This is a genomic window from Enterococcus sp. DIV0167, from assembly GCF_050541555.1.
In the GTDB taxonomy this organism is placed as follows: domain Bacteria; phylum Bacillota; class Bacilli; order Lactobacillales; family Enterococcaceae; genus Enterococcus; species Enterococcus faecalis.
The window spans coordinates 1,435,622-1,450,824 of the sequence record NZ_CP172933.1 but is presented as its reverse complement, the minus strand read 5'-3'; the positions used below and the strand labels follow the sequence as shown (position 1 = coordinate 1,450,824).

The following is a 15,203-nucleotide window of genomic DNA, read 5'->3' as shown; positions in this document are numbered from 1 at the left end:
CATTATACGAGAAAAGGCTACCAAACGTCAATGGTTGGGTTGTTTAAAAAAGGTTATTCTAGCCATTCTATTCAATACAAGCTATAATTTAAAAGAAACAATGTGTCACAAAGACGATAAAGAATTGAAAAGGGGTCCGTTATGAAGACAGATATTAACATTGCACAAGCAGCAACATTAAAACCTATTCAAGAGATTGCCGAAACAATCGGTCTTTCAGAAGATTCGCTCGAACTTTATGGAAAATACAAAGCGAAAATAGATTTTCCAACGCTTCAATCCTTAGAAGCGAAGCCAGAAGGTAAATTAATCCTCGTTACGTCGATTAATCCAACACCAGCAGGAGAAGGAAAATCAACCGTGACCATTGGTTTAGGAGATGCATTAAATCAAATCAATAAAAAAACAGTTATTGCCCTAAGAGAACCATCATTAGGTCCTGTGATGGGGATTAAAGGTGGCGCAACAGGTGGCGGTTACGCACAAGTATTACCAATGGAAGAAATCAATTTGCATTTTACTGGTGATATGCATGCGATTACGACAGCCAATAATGCCTTAGCTGCGTTACTAGATAATCATTTACAGCAAGGAAATGAATTAAAGATTGATTCTCGACGGGTGATTTGGAAACGGGCAGTGGATCTAAATGATCGTGCGCTCAGACAGGTCGTTGTTGGTTTAGGCGGTCCTTTCCAAGGTGTACCAAGAGAAGACGGTTTCGATATTACTGTGGCAAGCGAAATTATGGCGATTCTTTGTTTAGCGCAAAATTTAACGGACTTAAAAGAACGCTTAAGTCGGATTATTGTCGCCTATAATGACCAAAGAGAGCCGGTGACGGTTAAAGATTTAAACGTGGCAGGTGCGCTGACTTTATTATTAAAAGACGCCTTAAAACCTAATTTAGTTCAAACGATTGAAGGAACTCCAGCTTTTGTTCACGGTGGTCCTTTTGCCAATATCGCTCATGGATGTAACAGTATTTTAGCGACAAAAACGGCTTTGCATCTAGGGGATTATGTCGTAACAGAAGCAGGTTTTGGTGGCGACTTGGGTGGCGAAAAATTTTTAGATATTAAAGTACCTTCTTTAGGGAAAGCACCCGATGCCGTTGTGATTGTGGCAACGATTCGCGCGTTGAAAATGCATGGCGGTTTGGCGAAAGATCAGTTAGCAGAAGAAAATTTACCAGCGTTACAAAAAGGCTTTGCCAACTTAGAAAAACATATTCAAAACATGCAACGTTATGATGTACCAGTAGTTGTTGCAATTAATGAGTTTACACAGGATACAGAAAAAGAAATTCAATTATTGAAAGAAGCATGCCAAGCGTTAGGCGTGCCCGTCGAGTTAACAAGTGTTTGGGCGCAAGGTGGCGCAGGTGGCACGAATCTAGCGAAAACAGTAGTAGCAGAGATTGAAGCCAATACAAAACAGTTTCAACCTTTATATAACCCTCGCCAAACAATTGAAGAAAAAATTCAAGCCATTGTACAAACGATTTACGGCGGGGAACAGGCGATTTTTTCTCCGAAAGCACAAAAGCAAATTGCAGACTTTACAAAAAATGGTTGGGATCAATTACCAATTTGCATGGCGAAGACACAGTATTCACTTTCTGACGATCCTCAAAAATTAGGACGGCCAGAAGGATTTACGATTACGATTCGTGAGCTAGTTCCAAAAATCGGTGCAGGGTTTATCGTGGCGTTAACGGGTGACATTTTAACGATGCCTGGCTTGCCGAAAGTTCCTGCTGCGTTAAATATGGATGTGGACGAAACGGGTCAAGCGAGCGGTCTCTTTTAAAGCCGCTCTTTCCTGAGACCTATTTTTAGTATATACTTAAAAGTAGCTCAATAAAAAATAATGACGGAAATTTATTGCGTAGTTTATTATAAGGAGCAACGACTATGGGGGAACGAGCAGATACATTTTTAGCACACTTTAATCGCATTGAAAAGTGGATGAGAGAGAGACTGAACAATCCTGTCAATATGGGATTCAGTGAAATGACAAGACGTCTTTCCCGAAAAGAAAAAGGACAGATTGCTCAATTTGAAGAGGATTTGCTTCAAATGGCTCAGTTAAGAAATGCCATCGTTCATGAGCGAATTGCTGATGATTTTGTAATTGCAGAGCCAAACGAATGGGCAGTTCAACGAATTGAAACGATTGAACAAGCTTTAACAAAACCAGAAAAAGTAGTGCCTAAATTTGCGAAACGTGTTACAGCTTTTGAAATCACCACTTCTTTAGAAACGTTATTAACGATTATTGCAAAAAAACAATATTCTCAATTTCCGATTTATGAAAAAGGTGTATTTAAAGGATTAATCACGGTTCGAGGGATTGGTGTATGGTTTGCCATTGAGAGCACCAAAGGCGAAGTTCACATTGCCAACCGAACGGTGCGAGAATTGTTGGCATCAAATTATAAACGCAGCAACTATCAATTTGTTTCAATTGAAGCAACCGTTTTTGAAGTTGAACAAATGTTTCGGGAGCAGCCACGCTTAGAAGCTGTGCTTATTAGTAAAAGTGGCCATCCTAATGGTGAGTTAGTAGGCATTGTTCGACCAAGAGATTTAGCAAGTATTCATAGAGAAAAGGAATGACGCGATTGTTAGTAGTATATTTTTTAATCAGTGCCTTATTAGTAGGGCTTGACCAATGGAGCAAATATTTGACGGTCCAAAACATTTCTTTGGGTGAAACAAAAGAATTCATTCCTGGATTTTTGTCGCTGACCCATTTAAGAAATACCGGAGCTGCTTGGAGCTTATTAGAAGGAAAGATGATATTCTTTTATGTCATCACAGTAATTGTTAGTGTCGTGATTATTTATTTATTAATTAAGAATTATAAAAAAAGTATCTGGTATTCTGTAGGTTTATCTTTTGTCTTAGCAGGTGCCATTGGGAATTTTATTGATCGTGTACGTTTAGGCTACGTGGTGGACATGCTCCAAACGGATTTTATGAATTTTCCTATTTTTAATGTTGCAGATAGTACGTTAGTGGTCGGCGTTATTTGTATATTTATTTATTTGATTTTAGATGAAAAAGCAGCAAAGGAAGGCAAAAATGGAACAAATTAACGTAACGATTCAAACAGAAAAAGGCCGGATTGACAAAGTATTAAGTGAACATTTACCCAATCATTCTCGCTCGCAAATTCAACAATGGTTAAAAGAAAAACACGTAACAGTTAACGGTGAAACGGTCCGCGCAAATTACAAAGTTACAGCAGGCGATGAAATTGTGGTAACAATTCCTGAACCAGAAGTTCTAGATATGGTAGCAGAGGATATTCCTTTGACCATTGTTTATGAAGACAATGATGTGATTGTCGTCAACAAACCTCAAGGCATGGTTGTTCATCCTTCGGCAGGGCATCCCAATGGTACATTAGTGAACGCATTACTTCATCATGCGGATCACTTATCGGCGATTAATGATGTGGTGCGACCCGGAATTGTTCATCGAATTGATAAAGATACTTCGGGGCTATTGATGGTGGCTAAAAATGATCAAGCCCATGAATCATTAGCGAAACAGCTAAAAGAAAAAACATCGTTACGCAAATACGTCGCCTTGGTCCACGGTGTTATTCCTCACGATAAGGGAGAGATAAATGCGCCTATTGGTCGTTCCAAGGTTGACCGAAAAATGCAAGCGGTCATTGAAGGCGGTAAAGAAGCAGTCACGCATTTTACTGTTTTAGAGCGTTTTGATGCATTTACCTTAGTTGAATTACAACTAGAAACAGGCCGGACACATCAAATCCGTGTTCACATGAAATATATCGGTTATCCATTAGCTGGAGATCCATTATATGGACCGAAAAAAACATTGCCTGGCAATGGACAATTTTTACATGCGAAGTTATTAGGCTTTACACATCCTACTACAGGTGAACAATTAGTCTTTGAAGCACCTTTACCAGAAGTTTTTGAAAAAACTTTACACCAATTAAGAAATAATCATTGATTTTTTTCTGAAGAAGAGGTAAACTCTTTTTTAAGAAGAAAAATAACTAAATAACTGTAACCTTTAAGTTTAGTCCCGTGAGGCTAAGAAGGAATCATGCAAAAGAACACTAGGTGCGCTTAGTTAGTAAGTTGTGTGGGCTACATGGTACCCTTGTACCTTTTTAAACTGTAACCAACATCCTCCTATCCTCATACGGGTAGGAGGATTTTTTGTTGGAAAAAATAACAGGACAATTTCAATAAAAATCCACTTATTTTTCAGCTGCTCAATTGAAGGAAGAATCGCTGACCCCAAGACAGCGAGGACGTAGATAAAAAAGAAATGAGGAGGAAATTATTATGCCAAAGAAAGAAGTTGTTGACGCAGTCACAATGAAACGAGCGCTTACTCGAATCTCGTATGAAATTATTGAAAGAAACAAAGGAATTCAAGACATTGTTTTAGTAGGAATTAAAACGCGTGGGATATACATTGCACAACGTCTAGCCGAACGCTTAAAACAATTAGAAGATATTGACGTGCCAGTTGGTGAATTAGATATTACTTTGTATCGTGATGATGTGAAAGATATGGAGGAACCTGAATTACATTCTTCTGACGTACCAGTCTCAATTGAAGGTAAAGAAGTTATTTTAGTAGATGATGTCTTGTACACGGGCCGGACCATTCGTGCTGCGATGGACGCTGTTATGGATTTAGGTCGTCCGAGAAAAATCTCTTTAGCAGTCTTAGTAGATCGTGGGCATCGGGAATTACCGATTCGTGCCGATTATGTAGGAAAAAATATTCCAACATCAAAAACTGAGGAAATTATTGTGGAAATGGAAGAGCGTGACGGCGCAGATCGTATTATGATCAGTAAAGGAAACGAATAAAAAGGAGTGAACAACGTTGTCAGAAAAAGAATTTCGAAATGAGGATGCAGTCTTAGATATTAAAGACAGACCGCAAGCTTTTCACTGGGTTGGCCTAAGTTTACAACATTTATTTACGATGTTTGGCGCAACGGTTTTAGTACCAATCTTAGTGGGAATTGACCCAGGGATTGCGTTAGTCAGTTCAGGATTAGGAACAATGGTCTATCTGATTACTACAAAAGGAAAAATCCCCGCTTATCTTGGCAGTAGCTTTGCTTTTATTGCAGCGATGCAGATGTTAATGAAGAGTGATGGTTATCCAGCCATTGCCCAAGGTGCTATGACAACTGGTTTGGTATACCTAATCGTTTCATTAATCATTAAAAAAATTGGTTCTGACTGGTTGGATAAAATTTTACCGCCTATCGTTGTAGGACCTGTCGTGATGGTTATCGGTTTAGGCTTGGCAGCTAATGCCGCAAATAACGCAATGTATAACAACAACGTTTATGATTTTAAATATATTGCCGTAGCCTTGATTACTTTAGGCTTAACCATTTTTTACAACATGTTTTTCAAAGGCTTCTTAGGATTAATTCCAATTCTTTTGGGAATTGTCAGTGGGTACCTAGTCGCTTTAGCTTTCGGAATTATTGACTTAACCCCTATTAAAGAAGCTGCTTGGTTTGCTTTACCGAATTTTGAAGTACCTTTTGTTCAATATGAACCGAAATTGTATTTAAATGCCATTACAACAATGGCACCAATTGCTTTTGTAACAATGACAGAACATATTGGTCATTTAATGGTCTTGAATAAGTTAACCAAGCGCAACTTTTTCCAAGACCCAGGCTTATCTAAAACTTTAATGGGAGATGGCTTAGCGCAAATTGTAGCAGGTTTTGTTGGTGGACCACCAGTTACAAGTTATGGTGAAAATATCGGCGTGCTGGCAATTACAAGAGTACACAGTGTCTTCGTGATTGGTGGAGCCGCGGTGTTCGCTGTAGCTTTAGGCTTTGTTGGAAAATTAAGTGCCTTGATTCTAAGTATCCCAGGACCAGTTATTTCAGGAATTAGTTTCGTCTTGTTCGGTGTGATTGCCGCAAGTGGTTTGAAAATCTTAATCGATAATAAGATTAATTTTGATAAGAAAAAGAATTTATTGATTGCTTCAGTAATTTTAGTCATCGGCATTGGTGGCTTAGTCTTCAAAGTAGGAACCTTTGAATTGTCTTCAATGGCATTAGCAACCGTCTTAGGAATTGTTTTGAATTTAATTTTACCGGAAAACGCACGTAGCGAAGAACAGTAGGAGGACTGGACGAATGATTATTACATCTGAACGAATTAGTTTAAAACATCTTTTAACTGCTGAGGCTTTAACCGACCGTGAAGTCATGGGGTTAATCCGTCGCGCAGGAGAATTTAAACAGGGGGCAAAATGGCACCCAGAAGAACGTCAATATTTTGCAACAAACTTGTTTTTTGAAAATAGTACTCGAACACATAAAAGTTTTGAGGTAGCTGAGAAAAAATTAGGCTTAGAAGTGATTGAGTTTGAAGCAAGTAGAAGTTCTGTTCAAAAAGGAGAAACGTTATACGATACAGTACTAACGATGTCGGCAATTGGTGTAGATGTAGCAGTCATTCGTCATGGTAAAGAAAATTATTACGATGAATTGATTCAAAGTAAAACGATTCAATGTTCTATTATTAACGGTGGGGACGGGAGTGGACAACACCCTACACAATGTTTATTGGATCTGATGACTATTTATGAAGAATTTGGTGGATTTGAAGGCTTGAAAGTGGCGATTGTGGGAGATATTACACATTCTCGCGTTGCTAAATCAAATATGCAGTTATTAAACCGTTTAGGCGCTGAAATTTATTTTTCAGGTCCAGAAGAGTGGTACGATCATCAGTTTGATGTCTATGGACAATATGTGCCATTAGATGAAATTGTTGAAAAAGTCGATGTGATGATGTTGCTTCGCGTGCAGCACGAACGTCATGATGGTAAGGAAAGTTTTTCAAAAGAAGGCTATCATTTGGAATATGGTTTAACCAACGAACGGGCAACTCGTTTACAGAAACACGCAATTATTATGCATCCAGCGCCAGTCAATCGGGATGTTGAACTGGCAGATGAATTAGTGGAAAGTCTGCAATCAAGAATCGTCGCGCAAATGAGTAACGGAGTCTTTATGCGCATGGCAATTTTAGAAGCAATTTTACATGGAAAGGCCTAGGTGGAGAAATGAAGACGTTAATTAAGAATGGGAAAATCATCAAAAAAGAGAATCAATTGATTGAGGCAGCACTTTGGCTAGAAAATGGTGTGATTCACGCAATCGGAGAATCGTTTGACGAAGCAGATTTTGAGCAAGTGTTTGATGCGAACGGGCAACTAATCACGCCAGGCTTGGTGGATGTGCATGTTCACTTTAGAGAACCAGGGTTTACGTATAAAGAAACGATTAAAACGGGTAGTAAAGCTGCTGCTCGCGGTGGTTTTACTACGGTTTGCGCAATGCCCAATTTGAATCCAGTACCAGATACGGCTGAAAAATTAAGTGAGGTTTACGACTTAATTCAAAAAGATGCAGTCGTGAAAGTTTTACAATATGCCCCCATTACAGAAGAGCTACGGAGTGAAGTTTTAACCAATCAGAAGGCCTTAAAAGAAGCGGGCGCCTTTGCATTTACGAATGATGGTGTTGGTGTCCAAACGGCAGGAACGATGTACTTAGCCATGAAAGAAGCGGCTGCATTAGATATGGCACTTGTTGCGCACACGGAAGATGAATCTTTATTATTTGGTGGTGTGATGCATGAAGGAGAAGTTTCTAAGAAATTAGGCCTACCAGGGATTTTAAGTGCAACGGAAGCTTCACAAATTGCTCGGGATATTACTTTAGCAAAAGAAACAGGCGTTCATTATCATGTTTGTCATGTTTCAACAGAAGAAAGCGTGCGCGTTATTCGGGATGCTAAAAAAGCAGGGATTCACGTAACAGCCGAAGTTTCGCCACACCATTTAATTTTAGTCGATGAGGATATTCCTGGTGACGAAGGGTTTTGGAAAATGAACCCGCCATTACGTGGTTTAGCAGATCGACAAGCATTGATTGACGGTTTGTTAGATGGCACGATTGATTGTATTGCTACCGACCATGCGCCCCATGGTTTAGAAGAAAAACAACAATCATTTTTAAACGCACCTTTTGGTATTGTCGGTAGTGAAACGGCCTTCCAATTGATTTATACGAACTTTGTCGAAACAGGCATTTTCACATTAGAACAAGTGATTGATTGGATGGCAGTGAAACCGGCAGAAATTTTTGGATTAAACGCAGGAACACTAACAATTGGTGCACCAGCAGATATTGCAGTTTTTGACTTAGCAACAGCTGCACCAATTGATGCAGAAGCATTTGAATCAATGGCTGTCAATACACCATTTACAGGGTGGACAGTCAAAGGAAAGACACTTATGACATTTGTTGACGGAGCATTAGCTTGGTCGGAGGAGGCGCAGTAGGTTTGAAAAGGTTATTGATTTTAGAAGACGGAACAGTATTTGAAGGAAAAGCGTTTGGTGCAGAAGGCAATGTAGTAGGAGAAGTTGTTTTTACTACTGGCATGACAGGTTACCAAGAAGCAATTACTGACCAAAGTTTTAATGGACAAATGATTACTTTTACGTATCCATTATTTGGAAATTACGGGGTCAACCGAGATGATTATGAATCCATTGCACCAACCTGTAAAGGTGTCATTGTTAAAGAGCATGCGCGGGTTGCTTCAAATTGGCGTCAACAAATGACCTTGGATGAATTTTTAAAGCGCAAAGGGATTCCGGGAATTTCAGGAATTGATACGCGTGCGCTGACTCGTAAGTTACGATCAGCTGGAACAATGAAAGGGAGCATCATTGATGCCGTGGATGATTTGCCGCATGCGTTTGATCAATTAAAAGCGACAGTCATGCCGAAAAATCAAGTGGCACAAGTCTCCACCACTAAGCCTTATCCGAGTCCGGGTGTTGGGCGTAATGTGGTCGTCGTTGATTTTGGGTTGAAACATAGTATTTTGCGAGAATTATCAAAACGGCAATGCAACTTAACCGTGTTGCCTTATAATACAACGGCCGAAGAGATTTTAGAATTAAGTCCCGATGGTGTCATGTTGACAAATGGGCCTGGAGATCCCAAAGATGTGCCTGAAGCTATTGAAATGATTCAAGCAATCCAAGGAAAAGTTCCAATTTTCGGCATCTGCTTAGGTCATCAGTTATTTTCATTAGCAAATGGTGCGGATACGTATAAGATGAAGTTTGGACATCGCGGTTTGAATCATCCTGTACGAGAAATTGCAACAGGACGCATTGATTTCACTTCACAAAACCACGGATATGCCGTAGATGAAGCAACAATTGATCCAGAAAAATTACTTGTGACCCACGTGGAAGTCAATGATGGAACAGTTGAGGGCGTGCGTCATCGAGATTATCCAGCTTTTACTGTGCAATATCACCCAGATGCGGCTCCAGGACCGCACGATGGTCTTCATTTATTTGACGAATTTATGGAATTAATGGATGCATGGAAGGAGCAAAACTAATGCCAAAACGAACGGACATTAAGAAAATCATGGTGATTGGTTCAGGACCAATCATTATTGGACAAGCAGCAGAATTTGACTATGCAGGCACACAAGCCTGTTTAGCGCTAAAAGAAGAAGGGTATGAAGTTGTTTTAGTAAACTCAAATCCAGCGACCATCATGACCGATAAAGAAATCGCGGATCATGTTTATATCGAACCGATTACTTTAGAATTTGTTTCAAGAATTTTGCGAAAAGAACGTCCTGATGCTCTTCTACCAACATTAGGTGGTCAAACTGGATTAAATATGGCGATGGAATTATCGGAATCAGGAATTTTAGATGAGCTAAATGTAGAATTGCTAGGAACAAAGCTCAGTGCGATTGACCAAGCGGAAGACCGTGATTTATTTAAACAATTGATGGAAGAATTAGAACAACCGATTCCAGAAAGTGAAATTGTCAATACGGTGGAACAAGCCGTGGCTTTTGCCAAACAAATTGGCTATCCAATTATCGTTCGTCCCGCATTTACCTTAGGTGGAACAGGCGGCGGCATGTGCGATACGGAAGAAGAACTCCGTCAGATTGCCGAAAACGGTCTGAAATTATCACCAGTTACACAATGTTTAATTGAAAAAAGTATTGCTGGTTTTAAAGAAATTGAATATGAAGTGATGCGTGATTCGGCTGATAATGCGATTGTGGTTTGTAACATGGAAAACTTTGATCCTGTCGGCATTCACACTGGGGATTCGATTGTTTTTGCTCCGAGTCAAACCTTATCAGATTATGAATACCAAATGTTGCGAGATGCGTCTTTGAAAATTATTCGTGCATTAAAAATTGAAGGTGGCTGTAATGTTCAATTAGCTTTGGATCCACATAGCTTTAATTATTATGTGATAGAAGTGAATCCTCGTGTTTCTCGCTCATCTGCACTTGCTAGTAAAGCCACAGGGTATCCCATTGCGAAGTTAGCCGCAAAAATTGCTGTTGGTTTAACATTAGATGAAATGAAAAATCCAGTTACTGGAACCACTTATGCCGAATTTGAACCCGCTTTGGACTATGTTGTTTCCAAAATTCCTCGTTGGCCTTTTGACAAATTTGAAAAAGGTGCTCGAGAACTAGGAACACAAATGAAAGCAACCGGGGAAGTCATGGCAATTGGCCGCAATATTGAAGAATCCTTATTAAAAGCAGTTCGTTCTTTAGAAATTGGTGCTTATCACAACGAGTTAGCAGAACTAAGTCATGTCAGTGATTTAGAATTAACGAAGAAAATGGTCCATGCGCAAGATGATCGATTGTTCTACTTATCAGAAGCCATTCGTAGAGGATATAGCATCGAAGAATTACAAAGTTTAACGAAAATTGATTTATTCTTCTTGGATAAACTTTTACACATTATCGAAATTGAAACGGCCCTTGAAAGTCACGTGGACAACGTAGCTGTCTTGAAAGAAGCCAAACAAAATGGCTTTTCTGATCGAAAAATTGCAGCACTTTGGGGACAAACAGAACAAGCCATCGCTGACTTCCGCAAAGCCAATCAAATTGTGCCCGTCTATAAAATGGTGGATACGTGTGCTGCAGAGTTTGAATCACACACGCCTTATTTTTATAGCACGTATGAAGTAGAAAACGAAAGCAATGTTTCGAAAAAGCCTTCTGTACTAGTATTAGGTTCTGGTCCCATTCGCATTGGTCAAGGGGTCGAGTTTGATTATGCAACGGTTCATTCTGTCAAAGCGATCCAAGCGGCTGGTTATGAAGCAATTATTATGAATAGTAATCCTGAAACAGTTTCAACAGATTTCTCTGTTTCTGATAAATTATACTTTGAGCCATTAACTTTAGAAGACGTCATGAATGTGATTGATTTAGAAAATCCGATTGGCGTGATCGTCCAATTTGGTGGACAAACAGCGATTAATTTAGCTGAGCCGCTCACAAAACAAGGCGTTAAAATTCTTGGAACAACGATTGAAGATTTAGATCGTGCGGAAAATCGTGATTTATTTGAACAAGCTTTGCAAGAGTTAGCGATTCCTCAACCACCAGGAGATACGGCCACAAGTGCAGAAGAAGCAGTCGTGATTGCTGATCGTATCGGCTATCCCGTTTTAGTTCGTCCAAGTTATGTTTTAGGTGGTCGTGCAATGGAAATTGTCGAAAATCAAAAGGATTTGGAAGATTATATGCGACACGCAGTCAAAGCTTCTCCAGAACATCCTGTCTTGGTTGATAGCTATTTATTGGGACAGGAATGTGAAGTTGATGCCATTTGTGATGGTGAAACAGTACTAATTCCAGGGATTATGGAACATATTGAACGAGCTGGCGTGCATTCTGGTGATTCAATGGCGGTTTATCCACCGCAGTATCTTTCTCAAGAAATTCAAGCAACGATTGCCGATTATACAAAAAAACTGGCACTTGGTTTAAACTGTGTAGGTATGATGAATATTCAATTTGTTATTCATGAAAATCGTGTTTATGTGATTGAAGTGAATCCTCGTGCGAGTCGAACAGTTCCTTTCTTAAGTAAAATCACAGGGATTCCGATGGCCCAAGTTGCTACAAAAGCGATTCTTGGTGAGAAATTGACTGACCTAGGATATCAAGATGGATTATATCCTGAAAGTAAACAAGTTCATGTGAAAGCCCCTGTATTCTCCTTTACGAAACTACAAAAAGTAGATACGTACTTAGGGCCTGAAATGAAATCAACTGGGGAAGTTATGGGTAGTGATTATTATTTAGAAAAAGCCTTGTATAAAGCCTTTGAAGCATCTGGCTTGCATTTGCCAAGTTATGGGGCTGTACTTTTCACCATTGCTGATGAAACAAAAGAAGAGGCGTTAGAAATTGCTAAGCGTTTTTCAGCAATTGGCTATAGTTTAGTCGCAACGGAAGGAACCGCTGACTTTTTAGCGAAGCATCAGTTGCCTGTTAAGAAAGTGACGAAAATTTCTAATCCTGAAGGGGAAACCGTGCTGGATGTCATTCGTAATGGGAATGCACAAGTGGTAATCAATACCATGGATAAAAATCGTTCCAGTGCCAACCAAGATGGGTTTTCAATCCGTCGGGAAGCAGTCGAACATGGGATTCCATTGTTTACCTCACTTGACACAGCAAATGCGATTTTAAAAGTTTTAGAATCAAGAGACTTTACGACAGAAGCCATTTAAGCAAAAATCTGGAACAATCGTCTGAGGAGGACTGTTCCAGATTCTTTTACGAAGAAATAGAAAATCATTTATAGGGGAATCAGAGAATAAAGGAGTGAAGGATACTGATGCAGAGAAAGCAAGAAATGATGACCATTGTAGCTCAAAAACAGTTAGCGCCACGGATTTATCAGTTAGACTTACAAGGCGAGTTAGTGAAAGAGATGACACGACCTGGACAGTTTGTGCATATCAAGGTTCCGCGTGCAGATTTACTTTTGCGGCGACCGATTAGCATCAACCAAATTGATCATTCGAACGAAACCTGTCGTTTGATTTATCGAGTCGAAGGCGCTGGAACGGAAGTGTTTGCCACCATGAAGGCTGGTGAACAATTAGATATTTTAGGTCCTTTAGGAAACGGCTTTGATATAACTACCGTAGCAGCTGGTCAGACTGCTTTTATCGTTGGCGGAGGAATCGGGATTCCCCCATTGTATGAATTATCAAAGCAACTTAATGAAAAAGGCGTGAAAGTGATTCATTTTCTTGGTTATGCATCAAAAGAGGTTGCTTATTACCAACAAGAATTTATGGCATTAGGAGAAACACATTTTGCCACAGATGACGGCTCGTTTGGCGCTCATGGCAACGTGGGCCGTTTATTGTCAGAAGCGTTAGCAAAAGGACGGATCCCTGATGCAGTTTATGCATGTGGTGCGAATGGTATGTTAAAAGCAATTGATTCTTTATTTCCAACACATCCACACGTTTACCTTTCTTTAGAAGAACGGATGGCCTGTGGAATTGGGGCTTGCTATGCCTGCGTTTGCCATAAAAAAGGAGACACTACTGGAGCAAAAAGTGTCAAGGTCTGTGATGAAGGTCCGATTTTTAAAGCAAGTGAGGTTATCTTATGATGAAAAATCCTTTAGCTGTTTCAATTCCAGGTTTAACATTAAAAAATCCAATTATTCCCGCCAGTGGTTGCTTTGGGTTCGGGGAAGAATATGCTAACTATTATGACCTTGATCAATTAGGTTCAATTATGATTAAGGCAACAACGCCCCAAGCACGATATGGAAATCCCACACCACGTGTAGCTGAAACACCTAGTGGTATGCTAAATGCCATTGGATTGCAGAATCCAGGCTTAGACGTGGTTATGCAAGAAAAATTACCGAAATTAGAAAAATACCCTAACTTACCGATTATCGCAAATGTTGCAGGTGCTTGCGAAGAGGACTATGTGGCTGTTTGCGCAAAAATTGGGCAAGCGCCTAACGTCAAAGCAATTGAACTGAATATTTCCTGTCCTAATGTGAAACATGGCGGCATAGCTTTTGGTACAGATCCAGAGGTTGCTTTTCAATTAACACAAGCAGTCAAAAAAGTCGCCTCTGTTCCGATTTATGTTAAACTATCACCAAACGTAACGGACATTGTGCCAATCGCCCAAGCAATTGAAGCAGGGGGTGCAGACGGTTTTTCTATGATTAATACATTGCTAGGGATGCGCATTGATTTAAAAACGAGAAAACCTATTTTAGCCAATCAAACTGGTGGACTATCTGGACCAGCCATTAAACCTGTTGCTATTCGCTTAATCCGACAAGTCGCCAGTGTTTCTCAGTTGCCAATTATTGGAATGGGCGGTGTTCAAACAGTGGACGATGTCTTGGAAATGTTCATGGCAGGTGCTAGCGCTGTCGGGGTTGGTACGGCCAACTTTACAGATCCATACATTTGTCCGAAGTTGATTGACGGATTACCTAAGCGAATGGAAGAGTTAGGTATTGAATCGTTGGAACAATTAATTAAAGAAGTGAGAGAGGAGCAGCAAAATGCACGATAGACCAATTATTGCGTTAGATTTTCCCACGCAAAAAGAAGTGGCTGTTTTTTTAGAAAAATTCCCTAAGGAAGAAGCCTTGTTTGTTAAAGTGGGGATGGAACTTTTTTACGCAGAAGGACCAGCGATTGTTCGCTGGCTTAAAGAACAAGGGCACGATGTTTTCTTGGATTTAAAATTACATGATATTCCGAATACTGTGGAAAAAGCGATGACAAATTTAGCAAAATTAGGCGTTGCCATTACCAATGTCCATGCAGCAGGGGGCGTTCGAATGATGCAAGCAGCTAAGGAAGGTCTAATCAAAGGGACTCAGCCAGGCGCTAAGGTTCCTGAGTTAATTGCTGTAACCCAGTTGACTTCTACTAGTGAAGAAGAGATGCACCATGATCAATTAATCAACGTTTCTTTAGAGACAAGTGTCATTCATTATGCTAAATGTGCGGAAAAAGCGGGTCTGGATGGCGTGGTTTGTTCAGCATTAGAAGCACGTGGTATTCAAGAAGCAACCAAGCAGACGTTTATTTGTTTAACACCTGGTATTCGTCCAGCAGGAAGTGCAGTAGGTGACCAACAACGGGTCGTTACGCCGCAACATGCTCGCGAAATCGGGTCCACATATATCGTTGTTGGCCGACCTATTACCCAAGCAGAAAATCCTTATGAAGCCTATCAAGAAATCAAAAAAGACTGGAGCGGAAAGTAA

13 protein-coding genes are annotated in these 15,203 nt (G+C 40.0%); all 13 read left to right on the top strand.

Features of this window, described 5'->3' with window-relative positions; all coding sequences use genetic code 11:
- Positions 1–141 precede the first annotated feature (141 nt).
- Positions 142–1,812, top strand: coding sequence for a formate--tetrahydrofolate ligase (locus IGM09_RS07080; protein ID WP_002371060.1), 1,671 nt, complete (start codon positions 142–144; stop codon positions 1,810–1,812).
- 104 nt (positions 1,813–1,916) lie between these two features.
- Positions 1,917–2,621: a CBS domain-containing protein gene (locus tag IGM09_RS07075; protein ID WP_002360173.1), complete on the top strand. Its 705-nt coding sequence runs from the start codon at positions 1,917–1,919 to the stop codon at positions 2,619–2,621.
- Between the two features lie 5 nt (positions 2,622–2,626).
- On the top strand, positions 2,627–3,103 hold the full coding sequence (lspA, locus tag IGM09_RS07070; RefSeq protein WP_002360174.1) for a signal peptidase II: 477 nt from the start codon (positions 2,627–2,629) through the stop codon (positions 3,101–3,103).
- A complete protein-coding gene (locus IGM09_RS07065; RefSeq protein WP_002371061.1) occupies positions 3,090–3,995 on the top strand; it encodes an RluA family pseudouridine synthase in 906 nt (301 codons plus the stop codon). Before lspA ends, IGM09_RS07065 begins: the two co-directional genes overlap by 14 nt.
- Before the next feature lie 338 nt (positions 3,996–4,333).
- Entirely contained in the window at positions 4,334–4,873 is a 540-nt protein-coding gene (gene pyrR, locus IGM09_RS07060) for a bifunctional pyr operon transcriptional regulator/uracil phosphoribosyltransferase PyrR (RefSeq protein ID WP_301280621.1), read from the top strand.
- Positions 4,874–4,889: 16 nt separating this feature from the next.
- Entirely contained in the window at positions 4,890–6,170 is a 1,281-nt protein-coding gene (locus IGM09_RS07055) for a solute carrier family 23 protein (protein WP_002357410.1), read from the top strand.
- A gap of 13 nt (positions 6,171–6,183) precedes the next feature.
- Entirely contained in the window at positions 6,184–7,110 is a 927-nt protein-coding gene (locus IGM09_RS07050; protein WP_002357411.1) for an aspartate carbamoyltransferase catalytic subunit, read from the top strand.
- An 8-nt stretch (positions 7,111–7,118) separates the two neighbouring features.
- Positions 7,119–8,402, top strand: a complete 1,284-nt coding sequence (locus tag IGM09_RS07045) for a dihydroorotase (RefSeq protein ID WP_016616871.1) — start codon at positions 7,119–7,121, stop codon at positions 8,400–8,402.
- A gap of 2 nt (positions 8,403–8,404) precedes the next feature.
- Entirely contained in the window at positions 8,405–9,484 is a 1,080-nt protein-coding gene (locus IGM09_RS07040; RefSeq protein ID WP_033624995.1) for a carbamoyl phosphate synthase small subunit, read from the top strand.
- Positions 9,484–12,666: a carbamoyl-phosphate synthase large subunit gene (gene carB, locus IGM09_RS07035; protein WP_113826055.1), complete on the top strand. Its 3,183-nt coding sequence runs from the start codon at positions 9,484–9,486 to the stop codon at positions 12,664–12,666. Before IGM09_RS07040 ends, carB begins: the two co-directional genes overlap by 1 nt.
- 107 nt (positions 12,667–12,773) lie before the next feature.
- Positions 12,774–13,565, top strand: coding sequence for a dihydroorotate dehydrogenase electron transfer subunit (locus tag IGM09_RS07030; protein WP_002365731.1), 792 nt, complete (start codon positions 12,774–12,776; stop codon positions 13,563–13,565).
- A complete protein-coding gene (locus tag IGM09_RS07025) occupies positions 13,562–14,500 on the top strand; it encodes a dihydroorotate dehydrogenase (protein ID WP_025188668.1) in 939 nt (312 codons plus the stop codon). Before IGM09_RS07030 ends, IGM09_RS07025 begins: the two co-directional genes overlap by 4 nt.
- Positions 14,490–15,203: an orotidine-5'-phosphate decarboxylase gene (gene pyrF / locus IGM09_RS07020; RefSeq protein ID WP_002365730.1), complete on the top strand. Its 714-nt coding sequence runs from the start codon at positions 14,490–14,492 to the stop codon at positions 15,201–15,203. The genes IGM09_RS07025 and pyrF overlap by 11 nt, the downstream gene beginning before the upstream one ends.